Annotated in this window: 25 protein-coding genes; 18 read left to right on the forward strand and 7 right to left on the reverse strand. The window is 44.7% G+C overall.

What is annotated here, in order from left to right:
* The first annotated feature begins 101 nt into the window (after window positions 1-101).
* The 4 genes from JX580_RS00420 (at window position 102) to JX580_RS00435 (ending at window position 5,497) form a co-directional block, all read left to right on the forward strand.
* Window positions 102-3,674, forward strand: coding sequence for a beta strand repeat-containing protein (locus tag JX580_RS00420; protein WP_248850840.1), 3,573 nt, complete (start codon window positions 102-104; stop codon window positions 3,672-3,674).
* Between the two features lie 85 nt (window positions 3,675-3,759).
* The gene (locus JX580_RS00425) at window positions 3,760-4,566 is read left to right on the forward strand and encodes a SapC family protein (RefSeq protein WP_248850841.1); all 807 of its coding nucleotides are present in this window, start codon (window positions 3,760-3,762) and stop codon (window positions 4,564-4,566) included.
* A gap of 23 nt (window positions 4,567-4,589) precedes the next feature.
* Window positions 4,590-4,805: a DUF6447 family protein gene (locus tag JX580_RS00430; RefSeq protein ID WP_248850842.1), complete on the forward strand. Its 216-nt coding sequence runs from the start codon at window positions 4,590-4,592 to the stop codon at window positions 4,803-4,805.
* A gap of 278 nt (window positions 4,806-5,083) precedes the next feature.
* Entirely contained in the window at window positions 5,084-5,497 is a 414-nt protein-coding gene (locus JX580_RS00435; RefSeq protein ID WP_248850843.1) for a DUF6447 family protein, read from the forward strand.
* A gap of 56 nt (window positions 5,498-5,553) precedes the next feature.
* On the opposite strand, the gene JX580_RS00440 is transcribed toward JX580_RS00435, so the two are convergent.
* Window positions 5,554-5,730, reverse strand: a complete 177-nt coding sequence (locus tag JX580_RS00440) for a hypothetical protein (RefSeq protein WP_248850844.1) — start codon at window positions 5,728-5,730, stop codon at window positions 5,554-5,556.
* A 205-nt stretch (window positions 5,731-5,935) separates the two neighbouring features.
* Between JX580_RS00440 and JX580_RS00445 the strand changes: the two genes are divergently transcribed.
* From JX580_RS00445 to JX580_RS00460, 4 genes are all read left to right on the forward strand, one after another.
* Entirely contained in the window at window positions 5,936-6,325 is a 390-nt protein-coding gene (locus JX580_RS00445) for a hypothetical protein (RefSeq protein WP_248850845.1), read from the forward strand.
* 383 nt (window positions 6,326-6,708) lie between these two features.
* Window positions 6,709-6,945, forward strand: coding sequence for a hypothetical protein (locus tag JX580_RS00450; RefSeq protein ID WP_248850846.1), 237 nt, complete (start codon window positions 6,709-6,711; stop codon window positions 6,943-6,945).
* On the forward strand, window positions 6,935-7,087 hold the full coding sequence (locus tag JX580_RS00455; protein WP_248850847.1) for a hypothetical protein: 153 nt from the start codon (window positions 6,935-6,937) through the stop codon (window positions 7,085-7,087). The genes JX580_RS00450 and JX580_RS00455 overlap by 11 nt, the downstream gene beginning before the upstream one ends.
* A 441-nt stretch (window positions 7,088-7,528) precedes the next feature.
* Window positions 7,529-7,789 carry a Txe/YoeB family addiction module toxin gene (locus JX580_RS00460; RefSeq protein ID WP_248850848.1) on the forward strand — a complete coding sequence of 87 codons (261 nt, stop codon included), beginning with the start codon at window positions 7,529-7,531 and terminating at the stop codon, window positions 7,787-7,789.
* A gap of 85 nt (window positions 7,790-7,874) precedes the next feature.
* On the opposite strand, the gene JX580_RS00465 is transcribed toward JX580_RS00460, so the two are convergent.
* The 4 genes from JX580_RS00465 to waaA all read right to left on the reverse strand — a co-directional run bounded on the left by JX580_RS00465 (window position 7,875) and on the right by waaA (window position 14,487).
* The gene (locus JX580_RS00465; protein WP_248850849.1) at window positions 7,875-9,323 is read right to left on the reverse strand and encodes an HlyD family type I secretion periplasmic adaptor subunit; all 1,449 of its coding nucleotides are present in this window, start codon (window positions 9,321-9,323) and stop codon (window positions 7,875-7,877) included.
* Window positions 9,324-9,341: 18 nt separating this feature from the next.
* Entirely contained in the window at window positions 9,342-11,042 is a 1,701-nt protein-coding gene (locus JX580_RS00470) for a type I secretion system permease/ATPase (protein WP_248850850.1), read from the reverse strand.
* A 45-nt stretch (window positions 11,043-11,087) separates the two neighbouring features.
* Window positions 11,088-12,419 carry a TolC family outer membrane protein gene (locus tag JX580_RS00475; protein WP_248850851.1) on the reverse strand — a complete coding sequence of 444 codons (1,332 nt, stop codon included), beginning with the start codon at window positions 12,417-12,419 and terminating at the stop codon, window positions 11,088-11,090.
* An 82-nt stretch (window positions 12,420-12,501) separates the two neighbouring features.
* Window positions 12,502-14,487 (reverse strand): lipid IV(A) 3-deoxy-D-manno-octulosonic acid transferase, encoded by a 1,986-nt coding sequence (gene waaA, locus JX580_RS00480; protein ID WP_248850852.1) that lies wholly within the window; start codon window positions 14,485-14,487, stop codon window positions 12,502-12,504.
* A gap of 134 nt (window positions 14,488-14,621) precedes the next feature.
* Between waaA and JX580_RS00485 the strand changes: the two genes are divergently transcribed.
* Genes JX580_RS00485 through JX580_RS00520 form a run of 8 tightly spaced genes read left to right on the forward strand, consistent with a single transcriptional unit; the run spans window position 14,622 to window position 22,712 of the window.
* A complete protein-coding gene (locus JX580_RS00485) occupies window positions 14,622-15,230 on the forward strand; it encodes a D-sedoheptulose-7-phosphate isomerase (protein WP_248850853.1) in 609 nt (202 codons plus the stop codon).
* On the forward strand, window positions 15,227-16,681 hold the full coding sequence (gene hldE, locus JX580_RS00490; RefSeq protein WP_248850854.1) for a bifunctional D-glycero-beta-D-manno-heptose-7-phosphate kinase/D-glycero-beta-D-manno-heptose 1-phosphate adenylyltransferase HldE: 1,455 nt from the start codon (window positions 15,227-15,229) through the stop codon (window positions 16,679-16,681). The genes JX580_RS00485 and hldE overlap by 4 nt, the downstream gene beginning before the upstream one ends.
* Before the next feature lie 2 nt (window positions 16,682-16,683).
* The gene (locus tag JX580_RS00495; RefSeq protein ID WP_248850855.1) at window positions 16,684-17,730 is read left to right on the forward strand and encodes a glycosyltransferase family 9 protein; all 1,047 of its coding nucleotides are present in this window, start codon (window positions 16,684-16,686) and stop codon (window positions 17,728-17,730) included.
* Between the two features lie 2 nt (window positions 17,731-17,732).
* Entirely contained in the window at window positions 17,733-18,986 is a 1,254-nt protein-coding gene (locus JX580_RS00500; RefSeq protein ID WP_248850856.1) for an O-antigen ligase family protein, read from the forward strand.
* Window positions 18,986-19,777, forward strand: a complete 792-nt coding sequence (locus JX580_RS00505) for a glycosyltransferase family 2 protein (protein ID WP_248850857.1) — start codon at window positions 18,986-18,988, stop codon at window positions 19,775-19,777. The genes JX580_RS00500 and JX580_RS00505 overlap by 1 nt, the downstream gene beginning before the upstream one ends.
* Entirely contained in the window at window positions 19,749-20,825 is a 1,077-nt protein-coding gene (locus JX580_RS00510) for a CDP-glycerol glycerophosphotransferase family protein (protein WP_248850858.1), read from the forward strand. Before JX580_RS00505 ends, JX580_RS00510 begins: the two co-directional genes overlap by 29 nt.
* Before the next feature lie 17 nt (window positions 20,826-20,842).
* Window positions 20,843-21,946, forward strand: coding sequence for a glycosyltransferase (locus JX580_RS00515; protein WP_248850859.1), 1,104 nt, complete (start codon window positions 20,843-20,845; stop codon window positions 21,944-21,946).
* Window positions 21,939-22,712, forward strand: coding sequence for a glycosyltransferase family 25 protein (locus tag JX580_RS00520; RefSeq protein WP_248850860.1), 774 nt, complete (start codon window positions 21,939-21,941; stop codon window positions 22,710-22,712). The genes JX580_RS00515 and JX580_RS00520 overlap by 8 nt, the downstream gene beginning before the upstream one ends.
* On the opposite strand, the gene JX580_RS00525 is transcribed toward JX580_RS00520, so the two are convergent.
* Window positions 22,701-23,054 carry a putative quinol monooxygenase gene (locus tag JX580_RS00525; RefSeq protein ID WP_248850861.1) on the reverse strand — a complete coding sequence of 118 codons (354 nt, stop codon included), beginning with the start codon at window positions 23,052-23,054 and terminating at the stop codon, window positions 22,701-22,703. The genes JX580_RS00520 and JX580_RS00525 overlap by 12 nt on opposite strands.
* Before the next feature lie 80 nt (window positions 23,055-23,134).
* Window positions 23,135-23,743 carry a superoxide dismutase gene (locus tag JX580_RS00530; RefSeq protein WP_248850862.1) on the reverse strand — a complete coding sequence of 203 codons (609 nt, stop codon included), beginning with the start codon at window positions 23,741-23,743 and terminating at the stop codon, window positions 23,135-23,137.
* 391 nt (window positions 23,744-24,134) lie between these two features.
* Here JX580_RS00530 and JX580_RS00535 point away from each other — a divergent pair, with 391 nt between their 5' ends.
* Entirely contained in the window at window positions 24,135-25,547 is a 1,413-nt protein-coding gene (locus tag JX580_RS00535; RefSeq protein WP_248850863.1) for a form I ribulose bisphosphate carboxylase large subunit, read from the forward strand.
* A gap of 33 nt (window positions 25,548-25,580) precedes the next feature.
* Window positions 25,581-25,925 (forward strand): ribulose bisphosphate carboxylase small subunit, encoded by a 345-nt coding sequence (locus JX580_RS00540; protein WP_248850864.1) that lies wholly within the window; start codon window positions 25,581-25,583, stop codon window positions 25,923-25,925.
* Window positions 25,926-25,947: the final 22 nt, after the last annotated feature.

Consider the following 25,947-nt stretch of genomic DNA (forward strand, 5'->3'; position numbering starts at 1 on the left):
AGAACAACAAATTTTGGCTGATTCGTGTGTCGTAAACCTGCCTAACCTTAAAAACGGCTTGTAAACTTGACAAGTTTTTTTATCTCTAAAGGAGTAATCTAATGTCACAACTTCAAAACTTCATTAATGCGTTTAATGATACTTATGCGAATCAAGCAACAACCAACGAACAACTAGTAAGAGACATGTTTGCTCAAGTATGGGGACAAACTTCTCCATCTGCTGACTTCGTAGCTTGGTGGGTTGGTAAAATTGCTGACGGTACCTTCGCGCGTACTGAAATCGCTGAAAAATCTATCGGTTTTGTACAGTCTGGTAACGTAGCTGCTGGCGAAAACGCAGCGGCTTTATTGACCACACTACAAACTGCAGTAGGCGAAATGGCTGATGCAGATACCGGTGCAACTCAAGGTGGTACTACACTAACAGTAATGCAAGACAACCTAATCGGTACTGATGGTGATGACGTATTCATGGCACCAGTCGTTCAAAATGCAACAGGTGCTGGTGTATTAGCTAACACATTTGAAACCGGTGACGTAATTGACGGTAATGGCGGTATCAACACCCTTAAAGCAACCTTAATTGGTACAGGTACTGTTGCTGACGGTATTAACGCGGCTCCAATTATGGCCACCACTACTAACGTACAAAACGTATTCTTCCAAGCGCAAATGCCAAACTTTGTTAACACCATCGATGCACAAAACATGCAAGGTGTTGAGCAATGGTGGTCTGATAACAGCCGTTCAAACATCACTATCGAAGACATTCGTTCAAACACCCAAGAAACAACCTTCGGTATGCTTTCTACTGATCCAGGTGTTGCATTTAACAACTTCTTCAATGCAATGTACCTAGAAGGGCAGATGGATACTACCGATTCAGCGTTTACTTTCCGTATTCGTGAAGAAGGTGACTTCGGCGCACAAATCGCAAACATCAACGTAATCGGTATTCGTTTTGACTACGAAGGCACCACTTACAACCTACAATCTGATGACGTTGAAGCAGCTAACACTTGGGTTGAGCTACGTGATGCATTGCAAGCGGTAATTGACGCAACTGAAGGCCTAGAAACCCTAACCGTGACACACAACGGAACCGGTAACTTCACTGTATCTGACTCAGCATCAGGTGACTTCAACATTAATCCATCAGGAACGGTAATCACCAGCTCAACTACTAACGAAGAAAAGTTTGCAGCGCTAGGCTTGCCAGCTACCATCGAAGGCCCAACTATTACTAATTTAGTGCTTGATAATGCTGGTAATGGTTCACAAGGTGGTGCATTCAACGTAGGTGCCATGTCAGGTCTACGTGGTATGGAAGAGTTAGATATTACTGTAAATCGAGACAGTCATTTAACCTCTATTACCTCTTTTAACCAAGTTCCAGGTCAGTATAACAACCTGCGTGATGGTTCAATTAACGAATTCCTAGAAGTGGTGCGTCTAGAAAGCACAGGCGCAAATGGTGATTTAGAAATTGGGCGAACTACTGCAAACCTTGATGGTCGTGTAGCTACTTGGGCTGATAACGGTACAGGTGCAGTGGTTGGTGCTATTGCCGGTGTAGCTGTTAACTCAGGCTTCGTTAACCTAGTTGAATTTGATGGTTCAAATTTCCAAGGTGCAATCAATACAGCAATAACTTTAGATGATAATGCAATTGGCCGTTATTTAGATTCAGCAACTGAAGTTGTTAACTTTAACTACACTACTGGCTCACAAAACGACATATTAAATATTGTTGATCTAAGTACAGGTTCTGCTGTCTCTGCTGATCGTGACTTTGGTATGAACATTGATTTAGGTGCTGGCGATGACCGTTTAATCATTAACGTCGCTAACGTAAACTCAACTTCTGTTGATGGTGGTACAGGTGCCAACTCAATCGTCGTTGCACAATCACATGGTACAGCTGTAAACAATACTTTTGCATCTTTTGCTAATTTCCAAACCTATGAAGTTGAAGGTACAGGTAATAACGTAGTAAATAACACTCAGCATAACTTCAATAGCATGGCTGGCATTACAAATGTAATCATTGCTACTGATGGTAATACAGCTGTAGCTGGTCTGCCAACTGCAGGCGATAACACTCAGCTGATCAACCTAGCAGCTGCACAGGACGTTACTGTTTCTGGTAAAAACCAAACCATTGGTAATAACAGTACAAATGACCAGTTATTTGGTACTGTACAGTTAACCAATGATGCCGGAGCTAATAGAACTGTCACCTTAGACAATACTGCGCGTCTATCAAATGAGGCAAATGGTGTTAAAACAACTGGTGTGTTGTCTGTTAACAACTTGTTAATTGATGGTGCCTCTGCAACACGTACCGTTACTATAGATTCTGATGGTGACCGTAACACAGGTAACCTAGTTGCAGCATTCAATGGTCGTGATGTGAATACCCTTAACTTGGTTGGTACTCAGGACTTAACCTTTAATGTTGTGACTATGTCTAATGAAGCTGCTGCTGCGGGCGTAACTGCTTCTTCTGCATTAAATATTTCAGGTGCAGGTATGACGGGTGCGGATCTTAACTTGGCTGTTGCTGGGGGCATGATTGGTAACTGGGGTACAGCAGTAGGACAGGTAGATAGAATTGTTGGTACAAATGGTAACAACGATACTTTGATGTTAACGGGTGTACAGGGTAACTCTGCTGTTAATGTTACTGGTTTTGAAACAATTCAGTTTGGTAGTGCACAAAACATACTTGGCAACAACACTATGTTTGGTGATTGGTCTACTGTTCAAAACGCTTCAGGCGCATTCAATGCCCAAAGCGTTTCAGCGAATAATTTTGTTATTACCGATAGTACAGCTGGTGCAGTTGCACTTACTCTGAACAACCTAGGTGCAGGCGTAACTGTGTCAATGGGTGATCAAAACAGGGATGCAAATGGTAACGTAGTTAATTCACAGTTAATGAATGATAACATCACGTTAAACTCAGGTGCAGCAGCAGGTGTACCTGCAAGTGCAATTAATATTGACTATACAAGTGTGTTGCTTGGTGGTCAAGCCCATAATTTAACAGTTTCTGGTTATCAGTCTGTGGGTATTAATTTAGCTCATGCTGGCAACTTAACTGGTGGTGCTTTAGCTGCTGATAACAAAACTCTTAACCTTACCCTGGATGGTGATGCACGTGTTCTTGAGTTCACAGGTGGTCTAAATCACTTTGCAAATACTGGTACCTATGACACCTTAACATTGGGTGCTGCATTAGATAACTCTTTAACAACCATTAATTTTGCTAACTACGTTGGTCAAATCGGTGCTATTACTACAGCTGTTGCTGCAGCTGGAGCTTCAAATACTACTATCGTATTAAATGGTTACGCTGCTAATATCAATGATGCTGCTGTTGCTGCTGAAATCACCACTTTCCGCTTTACTCAGGATGCAGTTGCTGTAACTGAAGACTGGGTAATTACAGGTTTCCGTGGTTTCAATACTGCACCAATAGATTTGACAAATCTTTCTGTCCTTGATTTACGTGATCTTGGTGTTCAAGGTTTGGCTGAAATCAATATCGCGCAGGTTGGTGCCGATACGGTTATTACGTCTAATACTGGAATGAATTTTGAAATTCAACTTGTAGGTGTAACAGCTGCTACTGATCTATCTAACGAAAACTTCACTTTTGCATCTTAATGTACTAAAGTTTTAGTAGCTTTATAGATACTGACCGCCTCCCTTGTGGGGCGGTTTTTTTTTATCAAGAAAAATGGAGTTAAACATGTTCAAAACCCCAGAGCCCTTAAGTCCGGATAAGCACCGACAACTTAAGCTAAATAGTCAACCTGACTATCGATTCTCTGCCGAACAAATAGTTTGCCCTATAGTGTCAGGCGAAAAGTGGCCGATTGCCCGTGAATACATCATGGTTTTTCAGTTACAAAAAGACAGTCTGCCGCTTGCAATTATGGGTACGCAGTCTGGTGTGAACGCCTATTTAGGTGACGGCAATCCACCCTGGTGGGGGCGTTATGTTCCAGCCCATTTTAGGCGCTATCCGTTTATCACTGCACCGGCACAAAATCAACCTAATGATAATCCTGATCAACAGCGCTTTAGTGTTTTAATTGACACCAGTGCCCCGCAACTTTCAGAAGAAGTGGGTCAGCCCATATTTAACGAAGATGGCAGTGGCACAGGATTGTTAGAAAAGATTCAAACTGCCTTATTAAGTTTACAACAGGATTTTGGCATCACCCAAAAACTGGTTAATCAAATAGACCAAGCAGGCCTGCTAGTCGAACAAGCCCTAACGGTTAAGCCAACAGACGCTGAACCGGTAGCCCTAGCAGGTTTTCGAGTGGTGGATCAAACTAAACTAAGAAACCTGCAACCCGAGAAGCTAAGTGAACTCATCAAAACCGGTGCATTAGATCTAATTTACGCCCATATCGGTTCGCTTAGTAACCTACAAGATGGTCTATTGGCTAAAAAAGCTTCAGGCCAACTTAAAAACCAAGCCGCCAACGAAGACTTTGATCTGGATCAATACTTTGGTGAAAACAACGACGATTCACTTAAATTTTAAACACAAACCCTAAAGGAAAAAATATGACAACCAATACTAATACACAAACCATTACGATTGACAACCAAGAATACAATGTCGAAAGTCTGTCTGATAATGCAAAAAATCAAATCATGAACCTGCGCATCACAGACCAAGAAATCGCCAGCCTACAACAAAAACTAGCGATTGCCCAAACTGCTCGCGCCACCTACGCCAAAGCCTTAACAGAAGCCCTTCCGCAACCAACAAAACAATAATCAACCCCAGGCTCCAAATACTGGAGCCTTTTAAACCATTCACCTATGAACAATTTTTAATTGCAACCGCTATGCTATTTATATATCAACTAGATTAACGCTAAAAAAAGCCCCTTCATATAAACAATCTGATTTATTAGTTTTTTAGTTATCTATTTTTTATGCCAAAAAGTTAATGTTAGATTAATTTTGACGATATAATCTAATTTTAAAGATTGATCTATTGAGATTAATGGGTAAATAGATATTAGCATTAATGATTAAGAGGATGTGTAGGGATGCCGAAAGAAAAAAAGCAGCAACTAACGATTAACGGAAAAAATTATGATATTGATTCGTTATCGGATCAGGCTAAACAGCAGTTAATGAATTTACAATTTGCTGATGGTGAAATTCAACAGTTAAAAAATAAAATCGCTTTAACTAATATGGCTCGATCTTCTTATCTTCAAGTGCTGAATCAGCATTTACCTGAAAAAACGGCAGCTGCTAACAAAAAGAAGGATGTTATTACTGTTGATGGTAAACGTTATTGCCTTGATGACTTTAATGATGAAGGCAAAGTACAAGTTCAAAACTTACAGGTTGTTGCTCAGTTGCTTGATCGTTTGAATAGTGAGTTAGCCATTACGCAGACTGCTAGAAATGGTTATTATCAAATTCTTGAATTGAGCTTAACTAAAACACAGTAATATTTTTATTTTTACTATGTTTTAGTCAAAACCCCGTTTTCGGGGTTTTTTATTGGTTAACGAAAGTAGGCTCCTTGGTTGTATTGGCCAATATAAAGTTGTCCATCTAAGCCAACCATTGGTCCTGCAACCAATGCCTGATAGCAGGCAGCAACCTCGGGTTGCGCCATTTCTCTTGCAAAACGGGCATTGTCATATCCACCACAACTAAAAGCAACTAAAAGTACACCCATAATTAACTATAATTAATTGCTATTATCCTTTTGTTCGTGATCGCGAGGCCGAAGGCCGTGGCGATCTATTTAAATTAAAAAGACACTCCGTTATGTTACTTCTGTCATTAAAATATGTTTTGGTTTGGATTTTTCTATTATTTTGATCTGGTTGCATGATGGCTTAGTGATAAAATAAATGAAAATTTAGGATTTGAAGGATTCTATGATGAATTATACCCTGCCGCGCCCGATTTACGATCTGCTGCTGGAAGCTCTTGGCGATAAGCATAAAACAGACGTATTTGCTCAGGCGATTGAGTCATCAATTCAAGCTATAGATGATAAGGCTGTTGAGTCTATTCTTGAAAAGAAACAGCAGCTTAAGAATGAACTATACGATAGCTTACGCAGTGAATTAGCAACAAAAGAATTCGTTAGAGCTGAAATCAGCGAGGTGCGTGCTGAAATCAGCGAGGTGCGTGCTGAAATCAGCGAAGTACGCTCTGAACAGAAAAATATGCAAATTTTACTCAAGGTGATTATCGGATTAATGATTTTTGGTTTAACCCTAGCGAATCCGGCTTTTATTGAGCTTTTAAAATCATTAGCCTAATGAAACTACTTTAGGCCTTGCTCTCCAGTCATCGCAAGGCCACCAACTTCATACTCCAGTCATCGCAAGGCCGAAGGCCGTGGCGATCTCTTTCAGACCCGCTTGGCTCTCTAGTTGCTACTCACCTCGGTGCGTGTAAATTCTTGAAAAGGTTTTGACGTTTCTGATTCCACCAGGATCCAACGACCTATTGAACAAAGTTGACAGCGTTAAAAAACCACAGACCTCTATGCTAGAAAGCCGAAGGTTTGGCAAAATACGTGTTTGCTTAATTGAAAATAGGAATGTTTTATAAAACTAGCCTAAATATTATGTAAACCAATCCAAGCTAAAACCTGATTAGCGTATAATTGAATGAACACTAAAAATTGGGGTCATTGCTTATGTATGCGATTGAATTTGAAGCGGATTTGAATAGCGAATATCTTCGTATTCCCGAATTTGATAAACTTAAAAACCAACACGTAAAAGTGATTGTTTTGGCTGAAAATATAGAAACATCCTTAACTCAGAAAACCGCAGATTTATCGTCTGTGTATGACTTTTCAGACCTTGTCGGTAAACTAGAGTGGCAGGGTGCTGCCCTAGCGCAGCAGGAAAATTTGCGCAATGAGTGGTAAGCGTTATTTTTTTGATACCAACGCGATTGTGGCGCTGCTAAAAGGGCATCCTGATGTTGTTAGTCTAGCTCAATCAGCCGATTTTATTGGCATTTCGGTTATAAGTCGCCTTGAATTTTTAAAACTAAAAGGACACCCATAATTAATAATTAATTGCTATTATCCTTTTGTTCGTCATCGTGAGGCCGAAGACTCTCTTCCAGTCGCAAGGCCACCAACTTCATACACCAGTCATCGCGAGGCCGAAGGCCGTGGCGATCTCTTTCAGACCCGCTTGGCTCTCTAGTTGCTACTAACCTCTATGCTACAAAGGCTGTGTTAAAATAGCATTGTCTAATCGCATTAAACGAGAGGAAATACTTCATGCAAACATTAACATTACAGGTCGATGACGCAGTAACTGAAAAGTTTATGTGGTTGTTAAACCACTTCTCACACCGGATGAGGTCGCTATTTTAGACAGTGATACTTTGGTGACAGATGAGTCTTATCTATGAGGAGTGAATGGTATGGTTGAAAGCTTACATCAAGCAAGATCTGAACCCAATAATAAAGGCGTGCCTCTTGCCCAATTGGATTGGTAATGTACCAGCTTTTGTTCATGTCGCAGGCTCAAAAAAATTCTAAAAAACTCAATGCTTCTGGCTTAAAACCTAAAGTGATTGCACTTCTTGAGTTAATTCAAGTTAACCCGTTAGCCTATCCTCCGGCTTATGAATATCTGCAAGGAGATTTAAAAGGCATAATCAGCCGTTGCATTAATAAGCAACACCGTTTGGTGTATGAAGTGTTTGAAGAAGAAAAATTGATTAAGATTTATCGCATGTGGACACATTACGAATAATCACCGCTTAAAGATGAAAACAACTAAAAAGTCATGCTAAAAAGCCCCAACCGTTGGGGCTTTTTGCATGTTATCTTGGCTTCGATTAGGACTCTCTAAACGCGCGGGCAAACATGTCTTGGAAGGGTTTAACAAAGTAGCCGAATACTGTTCGATCCCCGGTTCTGATCATCGCTTCAGCGGGCATACCCGGAAGTATGAAAATGCCATCTTGTCTCATTTGTTCAACCCCAGCCGGCGTGATTTTGATGCGGGCTTCAAAGTATTCCATGCCTTGACGTTCATCAACGAATTTGTCGGCTGAAATGTTGATGACTTCGCCTTCTATAACATGGGTAGTTTGGGTGTTAAACGCGGAGAAGCGGACATCGGCGATGAGTCCGACATGAACCTGGTTTATGTCGGTGGTGTTTACGCGCACACGCACTGCAAAGTCTTCGGTGCGCGGTACGATTTCCATTAGGGTTTCGCCTGGGCGTATAACTGAGCCAAGGGTAAATACGTTGAGCCCTTTAACCAGGCCTGTATCCGGTGAGGGTATGGTGATGCGGTTTAGACGGTCTTCAAGAATTTGCTTTCTGAAGTTGAGATCCATGCGCTCGGCTTGTACTCTTGGCAGTTCAGAGGAGACTTCTTTGAGCATCTGTTGTTGCGAAAGGAGTTTTTGGTTTTCAGCTTCGGCAATCATTACGTTAAGACGCGCAATTTCAGAGCGGTTTTGGTCACGCTCTCCGCGTAAACGAGTCAGTTCACGTTGCATTTCGGTAATGCGGGTTTTATCGGCAAATTGTTCTTGGAATAGGCTGTCCCAATCTTTGATTTCAGCTTCATAGGAGGCGATGCGATCTTCGAGGGTCAGTATGTAGTCAGTCAATCCTTGGATTTGCTGGTTTAGCGCACGAATACGTTGGCTGTAGATCGCCATTTCACTGGCCAGTGAGGTACGGCGAGCTTCAAACAGGCGCGTTTGTGCTTCGATAATTTGTTGTATGTCCGGCTGTTCTGAACGTTCTGTTAGGCTGGGCGGAAAGGCGATGGTTTCGGCGCTCATTTGTTCTGCACGCAAACGGGCTTCAAGTCCAATGATTTCGTTCAGTTGGCCGCTTATCATCGCATGTTCTGCTTGGGCTTGGGTTGGGTTAAGACGGAGTAGGGGTTGATTTTTTTCTACCAGTTCGCCTTCGCTTACTAGAATTTCAGCAACAATTCCGCCTTCAAGGTGTTGAACAACCTTGTTGTGCGATACCACAACCACTTCGCCGACGGCGACGGCTGCACTGTTAAGGGGTGCAGTGGCCGACCAGGTTCCGCCAAACAAGAAAACAATGATGAGTGCAATCCAACCATAGCGGCTGTAGCGGCCATCATTGGTGTTAATGCTTGGAAGGTCTGCATTGGGTGCGCCGGCTGATGGCAGCGCACTGGTCGTTTGGCTGGCGACTTCTAGTTCTTGCTGTTTGCTTTTAAGCGCGGTTTTTTCCGTGGCTTTGTTTTGTAAAACCATTTCTTCGGTTTTAGTGACGTCTTTTGTCATGGGGTTTACCTTGTTTGTTTATGACTTGTCTGCAAGTGTGAGTTGTCCGGATTGCAAAGCTTGCAGTACTTCATCGCGGGCGCCAAAGGCGCGCACTTGTCCTTGAGCCATAAGCAGTATTTTATCTACGTGTTTAAGAACTTGCTTTCTGTGTGAAATAACAATCACGGTAGTGCCAAACTGCTTGAGATTTTCCAGCGCTTGCGACAGTGCCTGTTCACCTTGGTCATCAAGGTTAGAGTTGGGTTCGTCAAGCAATACTAATTTGGGTTGGTTGTAAAGCGCTCTTGCGAGGCCGATACGTTGTCGTTGGCCGCCTGATAGACCGCCTTCACCGGAAATGTAGGTGTCATAGCCATTTGGCAGCCTTAGCACGAGGTCGTGAACACCGGCTAATTTAGCCGCTTGGACTACCTTGTTGGGATCGACCTGGTTAAAACGGGCAATGTTTTCGCTAATCGTTCCGGCAAATAGTTCGATGTCTTGCGGTAGGTAGCCAATATAGGGGCCTAGTTCATCTTTGTTCCAGGCATGAATGTCTGCACCATCTAATCGTACCTTACCGTTCATTAATGGCCAAACACCAATCATTGCGCGGATAAGCGATGATTTTCCGGCGGCACTGGGGCCGATAATCGCGACTAGTTCACCTTTTTCAACACTAAAGCTGGCGCCTTTTACTACTGGATGTTGACTGCCTGGGGGCACAACTAAGACATTTTCACAGCTGATTTTGCCTTCAGGTGGTGGTAGCGTCATGTTACGTTCTTGGCTAGGGTAGTTGATGAACATTTCGTTGAGGCGTCCGTAAGCTGAGCGGGCTGCGCCAAAGCTTTTCCACGAGCTGATCATCAAGTCAAGCGGGGCGAGCGCTCGGCCTAGAATAATGGAGCCTGCAATCATCATCCCAGGGGTGATTTCATTGTGAATAGCCAACCAAGCTCCAATACCGAGAATCAATGATTGGAACATTAGGCGCAGGTTTTTGGATGAGTTGGTCAGGATGCTTGCGCGATCACTGGCTTCGGATTGTTTGCTCAAAAAGCTGAGGTGTTTTTGTAACCAGCGTTGGCGTAGGTTAGGTTCCATACCCATTGCGGCCACGACTTCTGCGTTTTTAACGCAAGAGCCGGCATATTGGGTTGAATAGATATTTTCGCTGTTGGCTTCGGCAAGCAATTTTTTGGTTGAGAGTTCGTTGGCAACCGCTAGGCCAATGAGTACGATGGCGGAGAAGATGGCAAACACACCAAAGTAAACATGGAAAATAAACAAAATGGCGATGTAGATCGGTAACCAAGGCGAATCAAAAAAGGCAAACGGGCCATTGCCGGTCATAAATTGACGGATGGATGTCATGTCGTTTAGCGGTTGTGGGGTGTTTTGTCCCGGCTCGTTAATCGACTTTTTGAACATGGAGGCAAAGAGTTTTTCGTTTAACTCTTGATCCATTTTGTTTCCAATTCTGATGAGAATCCGCGAGCGTACGAACTCTAAAAAGCCCATGGTGATAAACAAGCCTACCACGAGAATGGTCAGCATGATTAAGGTGTCTTCGCTGCGCGAGGTTAGTACGCGGTCGTAGAGTTGTAGCATGTAGAGCGGCGGCACCAGCATTAGTATGTTGATAAACATACTGAATACGCCAATGGATATAAAGGCTTTGCGAATAGTTTGTATCGCGAGTTGGAGTTCCGTTTTTTCTGGTTTTCTTTTCATGGGGGTCTCAGTTTAAAACCATGTTATCTATAGTTTTAGGTAAGTTTATTGCTTAAATGACTCGACACTGAAGCCTAGTTTGAGGTATTCAGTTAGGGAATGTTGATCAAATTTTCCGATCAGATAAAGCAGCTCAAATTGGGTGAATATATTAGCATAAATTTCGTCGAGCATTCGACGTTCTGTGTTGTGAATGCGGGTACGTGCATCTAAAACTTCAAAAAGCCCTCTTACACCGAGCGACAGACCACGTTCTGCCGCTTCGAGATAGGCTTGGTTGGATTGAACACTTTGTTCGAGCGCAATGATGTTTGCGGAGCTTGCCTGAAGTTTAGTTAGGGTCTCTTCTACTTGGATGCGCGTGGTGCGTTGTTGGTCAGTTAAGAATTCTTGTTGGCTACTGATAATGTTGTTGGCTGCGCGGACACGCGATTGGGTTGCACCGCCTTGGTAAAGCGGCATGCCGAATTCAATTTGTATTTTTTTGTTGTCTAAAAAGGTGTTTTCGTAGCTGTTTGATTTGACGTATTCGGCACGAAGGTTAATTTCAGGTTGGTAACCGGCTTGTTGGATGCGTAGCTCTTGCTTGGCAACGTCTAAATTGGCTTTGGCAATTTGTATGCCCGGCGAGTGTTGCTGGGCTTGGTTTAACCAGCTGTTAGCGTTTTCGGTTAGGCGTTGTGCACGGCGCCAGAGGTTTTCGTTAAGCGGTTGAATGTCGGCAAAGGGTTCACCTATCAAGCGTTCGAGCCTTTTTTGGTTAATCATGACTTCGTTGTCAGAAGTAGTAACGAGCGCTCTGATTTCATCTCGTTTTGACTGGGCTTCAAGCAGGTCCATGCGCGTTGCTAATCCGCGCTCTAGCATGGCCTCTAACCTTCTTAGCTTAAGCTGGTGGTCGTCAAACTGTCTGTGGGCAATTTCGGCTTTACGTTGCGCGAGGGCCAGTTGGATATAGCTTTGGGTGGTTTGCAGCGCTATGGTTTGTTGGTCTTGACCAAATTGGAGTTCGAGCGCGGTTTGATTTCTTTGTTCACGCGAGATATTTCTAAAGGCATTGGCTGAGTAGAGGGGCTGAACTAGTTGGAGCGAGCTGCGATGAAATGTGTCGCTTTGGTCGTTTTGAAACTGGGTGGTGTATTCGCCATAGCCGTAGGTGCCTAAAAGTCTGATATTCGGTTTTACGGCAGACCAGGCCTGGTTAAGCTTTTCTTGTTCGGCTTGTTTGCGAAATTCTTTACCATGGAGTTCATGGTTGTTATTTAGGGTCAGGTTGTAGGCATCAATCAGGCTAATTGGGGTTTGCGTTGATGCGTTAGACGCTGAAAACGGAATAACTAGGCTGGTTAAGGCGATCAGGAGTATTTTATGTTTCATCAGGGGTTTACTTTAATTTAAAAAATGCAGTTGTATGATAGGGATAGGTCGTTGTTTTTTCAAGTGGGCTTGAATTTTCTTTTCAGTTTAAACCTGTGTAGCCACGCTTGAACGCTTGCCAATCTTGACTCTGATAATAAAAGTGTTTTTGTTGATGTTTTTCTTTTTCAAGCGAGCGTTTTAAGCGCGCTAGGTTGGCTTGTGTCCAGTTGCCTGCCAAGCGTCGTTCGCATTTGTCAAAGTCGATTAACCAGGCCTGGTTCTGCTGGTCGAGCAGGATGTTGTGGCAGTTTAGGTCTGAATGGTAGATGCCTTGTTGATGAAAGTGGGCAATCACTTGGCCTATTTGTTGCCAAACCTGTGGCTCTAGCGTGCGTTGGCAGAGGGTTTGAAACAGGTCTTGGCTGTTGGGAATGACTTCAACAAGGATGTCGGCACGATAGATGATGCCTTTAGGTTGATAGCGGGCTGCGCAGGGTCTGGGTACGGCTAGGCCTTGCGCGCGCATCCAGCTTAGGAGTTTGAATTCTTGGAAAGCACGGCTGTTTGCTGCCGGTTGCGTTAAGAATTGATCGTTAAGCAGTTTGCCGATCAGTCCGCCACGGTAGTAATGGCGCAGCAGCATTGTTTGATCTTGGTGTTGGATAAACCAGGCCTGGTTCCGACCTTGTGAGTGTCCGATGATTTTGTTTTGTGCCTGCCAGTATGTCGGGTTAAACGCCTGTTCGATCTGTTGTTTTGACAGATAACGATGGTCAAACCATATTTGGTTTTGGGTTGGCTTGGTCAGTGTTTGGTGGGAAAAATCTTTGCCTAGCCGGTGGTTGAGTTGAGCCAGTGTTTTCAGGGTTGCGCCCTGGTGCCGGTTAAACAGGGCTTGTGCGCGCTGTCCTGTTTCTTTGGCTTGTTGCGGTTCAGCTAGCCAGGCTTGGGCTTGTTGGATAAGCTGTTGTGGGTTGTCTATCCAAGCTAGGGCGCGCTGTTGCGCGAGTTGGCGATAGATCTCGGCAAAATTGAATATATGGCGTCCTGCCATAATCGGTTTGCCAAAAATCATGGCTTCAAGTGGATTATGTCCGCCGCGTGGGATTAGGCTGCCGCCGATGAATACCCAGTCCGCGAGTTGATACCAGCGAACCAGGTCGCCCATGGTGTCGCCGAGCAGGACTTGAGTTTTTTGGTCTAGTTGCTGGGTTTGGCTAAGGCGTTGGTAGGTTAAGTGGCTGCTTTTAAGTGTTTGCGCGAGCGGTTCAAAACGTTCAGGATGGCGTGGAACGAGGACGAGTAGCAGTCTGGGTTCGATGTCTTTTAATGCTTGGAAGGCTTGGAGGAGGGCTTCGTCTTCGCCATTATGGGTGCTGCCCGCAACCCATAGAATGCGTTGTTGCAGTGATGCGCTGAAGGATGGGTTAAAATTTTGTTCGGGTGGGTTGAGGTCAAATTTGAGGCTGCCGGTTAGGGTGATTGGGTTGCTGTAGCCAAGGGCTTGATAACGACGTAAGCAGGCCTGGTTTTGAGCGAGGATGCCATCAAGGTGGTTTAGCATGAGTTGGGTAAACCAGTAGAATCGGCGATAGGCACGCGCCGATTTTTTGGATAATCGGGCATTGACCAGAAAGGTTTGGCAGTTGGCTTGGCGTGCTTGGATTAGCAGGTTAGGCCAAAGCTCGGTTTCAAGCAGGAGAATCGCTCGCGGTTGCAGCGCGTTAAGCCAGCGTTTGACTGCACCGGGTGTGTCGATAGGCAGGTAGCAGTGATGGACCCGTTCTGAAAAGAGTTTTTGGATGCGTTCTGAGCCGGTTGGGGTGGTGCAGGTGATTGTAATCGGGGTTTGCGGATAGTTTGTCAGCAGGGCTTCTACCAGTGGTTTGGCCGCTTCAACTTCGCCTACCGAGGCGCAGTGGATAACCAGTCCACCGCATGTGGTTTGCATTTGAGCGGGCAGGTAGCCAAATCGCTCTGATAGTCGTTGCCTGTAGCGTCTGTCTTTTCGGCTTCGAATTGCTAACACTAGCAGAATGGCGGGTAAGGCGAGTCGTATCAGTGTGGCGTAAATCAGTGCCTTCAATGTAAGCTGCCTTTGGTTAGTGCGTATCGGTTTGCATGTTTGCAACAAATTCGCTGTCGGTGAAGGTGTAATCCGTTAAAATGTACCGATATTTTAGCAAAATTAATTCCCACTTTATTGTAAAAGCCTTACCTATGACGATTAATGTTCAAAGTTTTTCAAATTCCTTGCAGCGACATTTGGATTTATTTAGTGGTGCACTGAGTTATCAGCCGTTCGCAGAGCAGATGTTTAGGCAAATCTTATTATGTTTGCAGCAGGGCGGCAAGGTGGTTTGGTGCGGTAACGGTGGCAGCGCGGCGGATAGCCAGCATTTGGCGGCGGAGTTTGTGGTGCGCTATAAGGATAATCGAGCAGGCTTGGCATCTTTGGCGCTGACCACGGATACTTCGATCTTAACCGCTTGCGCGAATGATTTTGGTTTTGAGCAGGTGTTTGCCCGTCAGGTTTCCGCGCTCATGCGACCTAACGATATTTTAATTGCCTTGAGTACCTCGGGGAAAAGTGAGAATGTGAACTTGGCGGTCGAGGCCGCTCAGCGTCTGGGTGCAACTAGTTTGGCGTTAACCGGAGGGGATGGCGGACGTTTGGCGCAAATTGCCGATCAGGTGTTGTGTGTTGACAGTACGGAGACCGCTCGGATTCAGGAGATGCATTTGTTTATTGGCCATTGGTGGTGTGAGGCGTTGGATGAGGCTTGTGCGTTGGGTGCGTTGGTTGAGTTAAGGGGGGCGGGGCGATGATGATGAATTTTGATCTTTTGCAGCAGTTGTCGCGCGCTAAGATTTTGGTGGTGGGCGATGTGATGTTGGATCGTTACTATTATGGCGATACCCAGCGTATTTCGCCGGAAGCACCAGTGCCGGTGGTGCATGTTAAGCGGATTGAGGATAGGGCCGGTGGCGCAGCGAATGTGGCGCGCAATATCGCACATTTGGATGGTCAGGTAACCCTGTTGGGGATTATTGGTGACGATGCCGAGGGCGATAGTTTGCAGCGGCTGTTAACCGAAGAGCATATTCAGTCGTCGCTTTATCGCCAGACGGCGCAACCGACGATTGCTAAAATGCGGGTGGTGTCACGCCATCAGCAGGTGGTGCGTTTGGATATGGAGCAACGGTTTTCGCCCGCCAGCGCCGCACAATTGGCACAGGCGTTTGTCGGTTTGGTGGATGGGTTTGACTGGGTTATTTTTAGTGACTATAACAAGGGTTCGTTGGCGCAAATCAGTAGCATGATTCAGGCCGCTAAAAAGGCGGGTAAACCTGTGATGGTTGATCCGAAACAAACTGATTTGTGTTTGTATGCCGGTGCTGATGTGATTACGCCGAATGTTAAAGAGTTTTTGGATGCTGGGGGGGATATGGCATCCGAGGTAAGTATGTTGGCTTCAGCGCGGGCGTTGCTTGAGCAGGCGGGAATCGGTGCGATGTTGTTGACACGCAGTGAGCAGGGGATGAGTTATATCACCGCGCAGACGCATTATCATGTGCCGGCACAGGTGCTTGAGGTGAGTGATGTGACTGGGGCGGGCGATACCGTGATTGCGAGTTTGGCGGTGATGTTGGCGGCTGGCTTTGAGGCCGAGCAGGCGGTGGCCTTGGCGAACCTGTGCGCAGGCATTGTGGTGAGTAAGCTCGGTGCAGCGACGGTTTCGCCAGAGGAGTTGGCGGCGAAGTTGAATCAGTATTTAAATGCGCAGGGTGACCGTTATCTTGCGCCATTCGATGCGGTGTTGCAGCATATTGGGTTTGCGAAACAAAATGGCGAGCGTATTGTGTTTACCAATGGCTGTTTTGATATTTTGCATGCCGGTCATGTGCGTTATTTGAATCAGGCTAAGGCGCTGGGTGATCGTTTGGTGGTGGGGCTAAACTCGGATGCGTCGGTCAGGCGTTTAAAGGGTGATGCACGCCCGATTAATAGTTTGGAAGATCGTGCTGCTGTGCTTGCAGGACTCGCCTGTGTGGATTGGGTGGTGCCGTTTGGCGATTCACCGGAAGAGCAGGATACGCCACTAAAGTTAATTCAGCAGGTAGCACCTGATGTGTTAGTCAAGGGAGGGGATTATTCAATTGACAGCATTGTTGGCGCGGATTTTGTGTTGGCGCAGGGTGGCGAGGTTAAGGTATTGTCGTTTGTTGCCGGTAAATCCACCACCGGGATTATTAACAAAGCGCGCGGGGAAGGTTGAGTATGATAAGCAGGCCTGCTCCTCAGTCGATTTGTATTTTACGCTTGTCTGCCATTGGCGATGTGTGTAATGCGGTGGCGGCGGTGCAAGCGATTCAGCGGCATTATCCTGATGCCAAGTTAACTTGGGTTATTGGGCGGGTGGAGCATAGCTTGTTAAAAGGTTTGCCCGGTGTGCGTTTTGTGGTGTTTGATAAAAAACAGGGTTGGCACGCCTATAAGCAGTTAAAGCAGGATTTAGCGGGCGAAAACTTTGATTATTTATTGCATATGCAAGTTGCATTACGTGCGAATATTGCCAGTTTAATGATTAACGCGCGGGTGAAGGTTGGGTTTGATAAGGCGCGAGCGAAAGAGTTGCACAGCTTGTTTATGAATGCCTCGATTGCGCCACGCGACGGCGACCATGTGTTAGACGGGTTTATGCAGTTCGCCGCGTTTTTGGGTGTTCCGAAAGCTGCTCCTGTTTGGCAGATTCCGCTGGCGGCTGATGACCAGGCCTGGGCGCTTGCGCAGATCGGCACTGCAAGTCGTAATTTTATTATTTGTCCGGCAGCCTCTAAAGCCGAGCGCAATTGGTTAGCGCCGCGTTATGCCGCCATCGGCGATTGGATGACGGACAAAGGTTATCAGGTGTTTATATGCGGGGCGAATACGCTGCTGGAACAGCAGTTGGCCGCTGACATTGAACAGCATGCGCAGCATCCGCTGGTTAATTTGGTGGGCAAAAGTAATCTAAAACAGTTGTTGGCCTTGATTGCGCAGGCTGATTTGGTGCTTGCGCCGGATACTGGGCCGGCGCATATGGCAAATGCCGTGGGCACACCGGTGGTCGGGTTGTATGCGCATAGCAACCCTGCACGAACCGGGCCTTATCGTTATCGTGATTCGGTGGTGTCGGTTTATCAGCAGGCCATCGTTGAGCAAACTGGAAAACCGCTGGGTTCACAAAAATGGGGCGCGCGGGCAAAGGGTGATGACCTAATGGCGCGGATTGAGGTGGAACAGGTTAAACACACAATCCTAACCTTATTGGATAAGGGTGCTTAAGCTTGTTCCCTAGTCGTTTCTTTATGGAGCCTGCTCACTTGGGTGTGGGTTATGCTTCTCTCGCTGTTTTTTTGTTTTGCGCTTTAGCCTTGATTGTGCCAAGTGGTTATTCTTATGGCGCTGTGATGCTTTTTTTAGCGGGATTGTTTTGGTTTTTTAGAGCGAGTAGTTGGCAGCAGTTAGTGCTTCAGGATTGGACTATAATACTGGTTCTGGCGCTCTATGGCATGGTTTGGGTGCTTGAAGGTTTGGTGTTTGATTATGGTTTGCGTGGCTTGGATCAGCCTTTTCGGTTTTTTGCGGCCATCATTGGTTTGTTATTTTTGTTGAGATTTCCGCCAAAACCAAGTTTGTTTTGGTTAGGTGTCGTAATTGGCAGTTTTTTGACTGGGTTGCATAGCCTTTATATTATTGTGTTATTGGATTTAACCCGTGTCGATCTGGGGTACACCCATCATATTCAATTTGGCAATATTGCTTTGTTGCTGGGTTTAGTTTCTTTAGCCGGCTTGGGATGGGCAGCCGAGCAGAAGGATAAGGTTTTTTGGACGGCACTGCTGGTGGTTGGGTTTTTGTTTGGGTTGTTGGCTTCTTTGCTTTCGGGTACACGAGGGGGCTGGGTTGCGATTCCGTTTGCTTTGTTGATTATTTATCGCGGTTTATCCACTTCTTTTCGCTGGCGACAGGTAGTGCTGGGTTCTGGTGCTTTATTTTTTGTGGGTTTGTTTGCCTATCTTCAACCCGTTTTAGGTGTTAAGGACAGGGTGGATTTAGCTGTGCAGGAAGTCGGGGCATATTATCAGTCTGGTGAGGTGGCAACATCAGTAGGTGCGCGGCTGGAAATGTGGCGGGGTGCGTTGATTATTGGGCAGGAAAATCCGGTTTATGGTGTGGGTGATGGTGGCTATCAACAGCGAAAATTCGAGTTAATTGAATTGGGGGAGCTGGATGGTTTTGTTGCCCAGTTTGGACATCCGCATAATGAGTATCTAGAGCGCTTTGTCAAGTTTGGACTGGTAGGGTTGTTGAGTTTGTTGTTGCTGTACTTTCTTCCGTTGCGGGTGTTTTTAAGCTTTTTTAATGATACGCGTTCTTCAGTTCGGGCCTATGCGACTGCGGGTGCAGTCCTGTGCGTGTGTTATATTGACTTTAGCTTTACTCAGTCGTTTTTTGCGCATAATAGTGGGGTGATGGTGTTTGCGTTTATGTTGATTATTATTTGGGCGATGCTTTCGCATTCAATGAGGAGCGCGTAATGAATAGGCAAACAATTTCGGTGTGTATTATTACGTTTAACGAGGCCGATCGAATTGAACGATGCTTGCGTTCCGTTTCACCGATTGCTGATGAGATTATTGTGTTTGATAGTGGCAGTACCGATGGTACGTTGGACATTGTTCGACGTTATACCGATAAGGTTTGGCAAACAAACTGGCCTGGTTTTGGTGTCCAAAAACAACGTGCTTTAGAGCAGGCCTGCTTGGATTGGGTTTTGTTTGTAGATGCTGATGAGGCTTTGGATTCTCAGGCTCAACAGTCTTTATTAGATTTTAAGCAATGTGAGGTCGTGACGGAGGTTGGGTTTAAAATTAAATGGGGTGTTGTTCGTCACGGCAAGCTATTGCGCTTTGGAAGAAGTGCGCGCTCGCCTTTACGTTTAGTCAGGCGTGAGGGGGCGTTTTATAGCCCAGATATTGTGCATGAAAAACTAAATCATGCACCAGGTAAAATTGGGCGTTTGAAGGGCTTGTTGTTGCATTACACATCTAGGGATTATGGTCATGCACTTGAAAAGTCAGCCAAGTATGCTTGGTTGGGGAGTCAGAAGTACTACTCTAAAGGTAAGCGTAACCATAGTCTTTTGCTTGTTGTTTTGCGTGCTTGGTGGACCTTTTTCTTAATTTATATTTTACGCGGCGGCTTTTTAGATGGGCGTATTGGTTTTATTGTAGCTGTTGGCTATATGCAAACTAATTTTAATAAACATGCTGGTTTATTGCTGTTAAGTATGGATGCGGATGCTAAGAGAAAAAATGATGTCGATTAGAAAATATGTTTTTTTTGTTAATGCAGCCTACTGTTATGCAATTTTCAGGCCTTTACAAGAGGTTATCTTGCTTAAGGGTGGGGAGGTTGCTTGGTTTTTTTCACCAGAAGTTCATCCGCAGCTAAACCCGAATGAAGTTATTTTGTCCACCAGTCAGCAGGCAATGGCTTATGCGCCGGACGTGGTGTTTACGGCGGGTGATTGGGTGCCTTATTACTTGCCTGGGATTAAGGTTCAAGTTTTTCATGGTATTGCTCGTAATAAGCGCGGAGCTGAAACTGAACAAGAAAGTGACCATTATCGTATAAGAGGTTGGTTTGACTTGTATTGCACGCATGCCGATGCCGATACATTAGAGTTTCGACGTTTAGCACGCCATTATCAAACTTTTACTGTTGCAAAGACTGGCTGGTCGAAGCTAGATAGCCTTTTTAAGCAGAATCAGCTTCAAAAAGCTGATTCTGAGAATGAGTTGCCTACGGTGTTTTTTGCTTCAACTTTTTCACCGTCAATAACAGCGGCACCCTCCCTATTTCAATTTATAGAGCGGATTGTTAAAAGTGGTAGGTGGCGAGTATTAGTTACATTGCACCCAAAAATGAATCAAGATGTTGTTGATAAATATCGTTCGATTGTGTCAGATCATTATTGGTACTTTTCTCCGGAAGATGACTTGTATTTACCGATGCAGCAAGCAGATATTATGTTGTGTGATACTTCATCTATCATGTACGAGTTTATGTTTTTAAATAAACCCGTTGTCACCTTCAAAACCCGAAATCCAGGACCGCATCTTACCGACTTTGATGATCCGCAGCAACTGGAGTCAGTTTTGTTATCAACTTTAAAAAACAACCAGCAGCTTATCCATGCTGCTAAGTTGTGCGATGAATTACATGGTTTTCGAGATGGGCTTTCTAGTCAGCGCATTGTTGAGGCTATTGAAGAGTGTTTTGATTTGCAGAAATTTGAGAATTTAAAACCTAAGCCATTCAATTTCATTCGAAAACTGAAAATTAGGCATAAGATGAATTATTGGTCACTTTGACTGAAGAGGAATAGAGTTTGAAGGTTTTATGTATTACAGATTGCCAGGACCGTCCCGAAACCGAGTTGTATATTTTATTGAGCCAGCGCGTTGATAACTTTTTAGTTATGGCCAATCCTGATGGACGTTTTTATGGCTTGCTGGTTCAAAATGGCGTGAGAGTTCAACCGATTAAAATTAAGTCGAGGTTTGATAAAAAAGCGACGCAATTAATTCAACAGGTTCTGTTAGCTGAACAGTTTGACATTGTCCATGCTTTTAATACACGCGCTGTAGCTTGTATGTTGAGGGCGGGGAAAAATACTCGATCAAAGTTATTGGCCTATCGGGGTGTTACAACGGGTGTGGGCTATCTTAAGCCTGAGTCTTGGCACACTTTTTTGAACCCGCGCTTGGATGGTGTAATGTGTGTAGCTGATGCAATACGCCAAGCTTTGGTGAATACGCGTTTTTTATGGTTAAGTTTTCCTGCTCACAAGGCTAAAACAATTTATAAGGGCCATAACCCAGCATGGTACGAAGGCACAGCTGTGCCAAAAACAAGCTTGGGTGTACCAGAGGACGCTAAGGCTATCTGTTGTATTGCTAGAAATAGTTTGAAAAAAGGGGTGGGGACTCTTTTGGATGCCTTTAGGCAACTGGATGCGGAGTTAAATGCGCATTTGGTTCTAGTTGGGGGTATTGATAAAAACCTTGAGCTTAAAGAGAGGATTCGGCAGGCAGGCCTGGTTGAGCGTGTCCATTTTACAGGCTATCGTAATGATGCGATTCAGATTGTTCGTGGCTGCGACCTGTTGGTTTCTGCTTCCGAGAGTGGTGAGGGTTTGCCTCGCGTAGCAATTGAAGCAATGTGTGTTGGTACGCCTGTGGTAGCAACCGACTCGGGAGGAACGCGTGAAGTTGTTATCGATGGACAAACAGGTTTGTTAGTTGAGAAGGGCGCTCCGGCTGAGTTATCTCAGGCTATCGCTCAGGTGTTAAGTGACACAGCGTTGCGCGAGCAATTATCGGTACAAGGTTTAGGCTTTGTGGCTAACGAACTAACACCCGAAAACACCGTGGATAACGTAATTCAGTGGTATGAGGATTTGTGTTTTCGGGCAGGGGTGGCCAATGAGTAAGGAAGGGGTTCAGGTTTTTGTTATCACGCTACGGCGTTCACTGGAGCGACATTCTTATGTCGAGCGGGAGTTAAAAGCTCAGGGTGTTGATTTTGATTTTTTTTATGGAGTTGATGCTAGTTTGGAGGATCACCCTCTTCTAAAAAAAATTGATCAGGTTCAGTTTTTAAAGAATCATGGTAGGCAAGTTGTTAAAGGTGAGGTAGGCTGTTATTCGAGTCATTATTTAATGTGGCAAAAGTGCATAGCGTTAAACAAGCCAATAATTGTCCTTGAAGATGACTTTAGCTTATCAGATAACGCCGCAGTTCTATTTAAAAATGCGCTAGATTTGTCTGACAAATATGGTTACATCAGATTAGAGCGTGATAAAAAAACAAAGCCAAGCATACTGCTTCAGCGTTCTACTGAGTTTAGAGTAGTTAGGTTCTTAAAGATACCGCAGAGTTTGAAATGCTATTTGATAACGCCGGCAGTGGCGAGGTCTTTTTGTGAGAAAAGTGAGCGCTTTGTTTTGCCAGTAGATTACTTCATACGCCACCAGCATAATCATGGCCAACCGATTTATGGAATGATTCCTGCACCTGTGTTGGGTGGTAATATGGCTTTAGAGTCGGGCATCGGTTCGAGGCATAATCAAAAGACGCCGCTTAAATTTAAAATAACTAGACACTTTTTTCGTTTGAAGAACTTTGTGCTTAATAGTTATACAAATTTAAAGTTCTTAGGAAAGGACTTTAAAATGAGAAAAGCATTAGATTTTTAGTGTAGGCGCATCATAGTTTTCTGGTTCGTCAGTATAGATGCAGACATTCCATTTTTCTGCTAGGCCGTCTTCGGCTAGGCAGTAGGTTTGGAAGAAGTGTTGAATCTCTTGGCGCTGGCAGTGGGCTTCAAAGCTGGCGAGGTCGCGCCAAATTTCTTGGAATACGATTGGGTAGCTGTTGCCTTCTGCAAAGGGGCTTTGGATTTGGCGGGTGACGCGGTATTCGATACAGCCATCTTCACGCAAAGTATTGGGTTCTAGCGATTGTAGTGTTTTAAAAAGTTCGGCTGCTTTGCCGGGTTTGGGTAAGAACTGTGCATTGCAGTAAATTTTGCTCGACATGGATATTCCTAGTTTTACTTTTGTTTAGGCTAATGCAAGCAGGCCTGGTTTTGTGACTAGGCCTGCTTGTTTAATAAATATTATTTATTAGTTTGATAGAGTTCTGCGACCTTGTTCCAGTCAACAATGTCCCACCAAGCGTTAATATAGTCCGGACGACGGTTTTGATAGCGTAGGTAATAAGCGTGTTCCCATACATCTAAACCAAGAATCGGAGAGCCTTTTACTTCAGCGATGTCCATCAATGGGTTGTCTTGGTTAGGTGTTGAAGTGATTTGTAGTTTGCCATCTTGGTTGACAATTAACCAAGCCCAGCCAGAACCAAAGCGCGTAAGTCCGGCTTGGGTAAATTGAGTTTTAAAAGTTTCGAAATCACCAAAGCTGGCTTTAATGTCGTCTGCCAAATCACCTGTTGGTGCGCCCATGCTGTCAGGTGTCATAAGATCCCAGAAAAAACTATGGTTCCAGTGACCGCCGCCATTGTTGCGTACTGCAGGAGAAATGCTGCCTGCATTTTGAATCAAGTCAAGCAGGTCTTTGCCTTCATTGTCTGTACCGGCAATCGCATTGTTAAGATTGGTAATGTAAGTGTTGTGGTGTTTGGTATGGTGGATTTCCATAGTTTGCGCATCAATTGCTGTTTCCAGCGCATTGTAGTCGTAGTTTAAAGCAGGCAGTGTAAAGCTCATAGTTGTAGTCCTTGTTAAAATTAAATAAGCACGAGTTATTCTAAAGAAAAATTACCGGCATGTAAATCCTGACAACTTTAGTCGGATATTGGTTTGGGTTATAAATTATTCTAATCGAGATTGTGGCTTAATCCTACAGAAATTAAATAAGTGGCGGAAGGGGTGTAGGGTCATGTTGATAAGCCGTTTTGTATTTTTGTGCAACAAGTATGCAAGCAGGCCTGCTTAACCTGCTGTCAGCTAAGTTATAGTTTTAATCATTAAAAAAAGATGTCATGTATTTATCAAATGCTATGGGTTGCATAAGTTATTTCAATTGGTAAGTGTGTGTTGCCTTGAGTATGATTGTCGGTGAGTTCGTAACAACCTTTAAATTAGAGGTATTTTAAGTATGGCAAATCAATCATTTAATGCCGGTGTACAGGATTATAAATTAACTTACTGGACACCGGATTACACCCCTCTTGACACAGACCTATTGGCTTGTTTCAAAGTTATTCCTCAAGCTGGCGTACCACGTGAAGAAGCAGCAGCAGCCGTTGCAGCAGAATCATCAACCGGTACTTGGACTACTGTATGGACTGACCTGTTAACTGACATGGAGTTCTACAAAGGTCGTTGTTACAGAATTGAAGACGTTCCTGGCAACAAGGATGCGTTCTATGCATTTATCGCTTACCCACTAGATCTTTTCGAAGAAGGTTCTGTTGTTAACGTATTGACTTCTTTGGTAGGTAACGTATTCGGCTTTAAAGCAGTTCGTTCTTTACGTCTTGAAGATATCCGTTTCCCGGTGGCTTACATCAAAACTTGTGGTGGCCCACCTGCTGGTATCCAGGTTGAACGTGATCGTTTGAACAAATACGGTCGTCCTATGTTGGGTTGTACTATCAAGCCTAAGCTTGGTTTGTCAGCTAAGAACTACGGTCGTGCAGTTTATGAGTGTTTACGTGGTGGTTTGGACTTAACCAAAGACGACGAAAACATCAACTCACAGCCATTCCAGCGTTGGAGAGATCGTTTCTCGTTTGTTGCTGATGCAATCAACAAAGCTGAAGCTGAAACTGGCGAAGTAAAAGGCCATTACCTAAACGTAACGGCTGCAACTTGTGAAGACATGATGGAGCGTGCTGAATACGCTAAATCACTAGGCGTGCGTATCATCATGCATGACTTCTTAACAGGTGGTTTCTCAGCTAACACTTCACTAGCTAACTGGTGTCGTAAAAACGGTATGTTGTTACACATTCACCGTGCAATGCACGCTGTAATTGACCGTAACCCTAACCACGGTATCCATTTCCGCGTACTAGCTAAGTGCTTACGTTTGTCAGGTGGTGACCACTTGCATACCGGTACTGTTGTAGGTAAGTTGGAAGGTGATCGTGCTTCAACGCTAGGTTTCGTTGATCAGTTACGTGAAGCATTTGTTCCTGAAGATCGTTCACGCGGTATCTTCTTCGATCAAGACTGGGCGTCAATGCCAGGTGTATTTGCGGTTGCTTCTGGTGGTATCCACGTATGGCACATGCCAGCATTGGTAACTATCTTCGGTGACGACTCTGTTCTTCAGTTTGGTGGTGGTACACAAGGTCACCCAGGTGGTAACGCAGCGGGTGCAGCAGCTAACCGTGTTGCCTTGGAAGCTTGTGTTAAAGCACGTAACGAAGGTCGCGATCTAGAGCGTGAAGGTGGAGACATTCTTCGTGATGCAGCACGTCATAGCCCAGAGCTAGCAGTTGCACTAGATACTTGGAAAGAAATTAAGTTCGAATTCGACACAGTCGATAAGCTTGACGCTTAATTTTGACCCATTAATTAGTTTAAGGAGAATTCTATGTCAGTAATGGCTTCAGGTGATTTCCGCACTACGCGCACCTATGAAACTTTTTCGTTCTTGCCACCATTAACTCAAGACGAAATCTACGATCAAATCGTTTATATCATCAACCAAGGCTGGACTGTAGGTCTTGAGCATGACACACCTGCAAACGGTGGTGCTTACTACTGGGGTATGTGGAAGCTACCTTTCTTCGGTATGCGCAACCCTGATCAGGTTATGTCTGAAATCGAAGAGTGTAAACGTGCTTATCCTGATCACTTGATCCGTATCGTTGGTTATGACAACTATGCTCAGTGTAAAGGTCACGAGTTTGTTGTTTACCGTCCACGTGGTCTGTAATTAGAAAGGCCAACTCTTAGGA

Source organism: Thiomicrospira microaerophila, assembly GCF_023278225.1.
Taxonomy (GTDB): domain Bacteria; phylum Pseudomonadota; class Gammaproteobacteria; order Thiomicrospirales; family Thiomicrospiraceae; genus Thiomicrospira; species Thiomicrospira microaerophila_A.

Coding starts and splice junctions, on each gene's coding strand:
- JX580_RS00420 (WP_248850840.1), top strand. CDS start 102: ATGTCACAACTTCAAAACTTCATTAATGCGTTTAATGATACTTATGCG.
- JX580_RS00425 (WP_248850841.1), top strand. CDS start 3,760: ATGTTCAAAACCCCAGAGCCCTTAAGTCCGGATAAGCACCGACAACTT.
- JX580_RS00430 (WP_248850842.1), top strand. CDS start 4,590: ATGACAACCAATACTAATACACAAACCATTACGATTGACAACCAAGAA.
- JX580_RS00435 (WP_248850843.1), top strand. CDS start 5,084: ATGCCGAAAGAAAAAAAGCAGCAACTAACGATTAACGGAAAAAATTAT.
- JX580_RS00440 (WP_248850844.1), bottom strand. CDS start 5,730: ATGGGTGTACTTTTAGTTGCTTTTAGTTGTGGTGGATATGACAATGCC.
- JX580_RS00445 (WP_248850845.1), top strand. CDS start 5,936: ATGATGAATTATACCCTGCCGCGCCCGATTTACGATCTGCTGCTGGAA.
- JX580_RS00450 (WP_248850846.1), top strand. CDS start 6,709: ATGTATGCGATTGAATTTGAAGCGGATTTGAATAGCGAATATCTTCGT.
- JX580_RS00455 (WP_248850847.1), top strand. CDS start 6,935: ATGAGTGGTAAGCGTTATTTTTTTGATACCAACGCGATTGTGGCGCTG.
- JX580_RS00460 (WP_248850848.1), top strand. CDS start 7,529: ATGTACCAGCTTTTGTTCATGTCGCAGGCTCAAAAAAATTCTAAAAAA.
- JX580_RS00465 (WP_248850849.1), bottom strand. CDS start 9,323: ATGACAAAAGACGTCACTAAAACCGAAGAAATGGTTTTACAAAACAAA.
- JX580_RS00470 (WP_248850850.1), bottom strand. CDS start 11,042: ATGAAAAGAAAACCAGAAAAAACGGAACTCCAACTCGCGATACAAACT.
- JX580_RS00475 (WP_248850851.1), bottom strand. CDS start 12,419: ATGAAACATAAAATACTCCTGATCGCCTTAACCAGCCTAGTTATTCCG.
- JX580_RS00485 (WP_248850853.1), top strand. CDS start 14,622: ATGACGATTAATGTTCAAAGTTTTTCAAATTCCTTGCAGCGACATTTG.
- hldE (WP_248850854.1), top strand. CDS start 15,227: ATGATGATGAATTTTGATCTTTTGCAGCAGTTGTCGCGCGCTAAGATT.
- JX580_RS00495 (WP_248850855.1), top strand. CDS start 16,684: ATGATAAGCAGGCCTGCTCCTCAGTCGATTTGTATTTTACGCTTGTCT.
- JX580_RS00505 (WP_248850857.1), top strand. CDS start 18,986: ATGAATAGGCAAACAATTTCGGTGTGTATTATTACGTTTAACGAGGCC.
- JX580_RS00510 (WP_248850858.1), top strand. CDS start 19,749: ATGCTAAGAGAAAAAATGATGTCGATTAGAAAATATGTTTTTTTTGTT.
- JX580_RS00520 (WP_248850860.1), top strand. CDS start 21,939: ATGAGTAAGGAAGGGGTTCAGGTTTTTGTTATCACGCTACGGCGTTCA.
- JX580_RS00525 (WP_248850861.1), bottom strand. CDS start 23,054: ATGTCGAGCAAAATTTACTGCAATGCACAGTTCTTACCCAAACCCGGC.
- JX580_RS00530 (WP_248850862.1), bottom strand. CDS start 23,743: ATGAGCTTTACACTGCCTGCTTTAAACTACGACTACAATGCGCTGGAA.
- JX580_RS00535 (WP_248850863.1), top strand. CDS start 24,135: ATGGCAAATCAATCATTTAATGCCGGTGTACAGGATTATAAATTAACT.
- JX580_RS00540 (WP_248850864.1), top strand. CDS start 25,581: ATGTCAGTAATGGCTTCAGGTGATTTCCGCACTACGCGCACCTATGAA.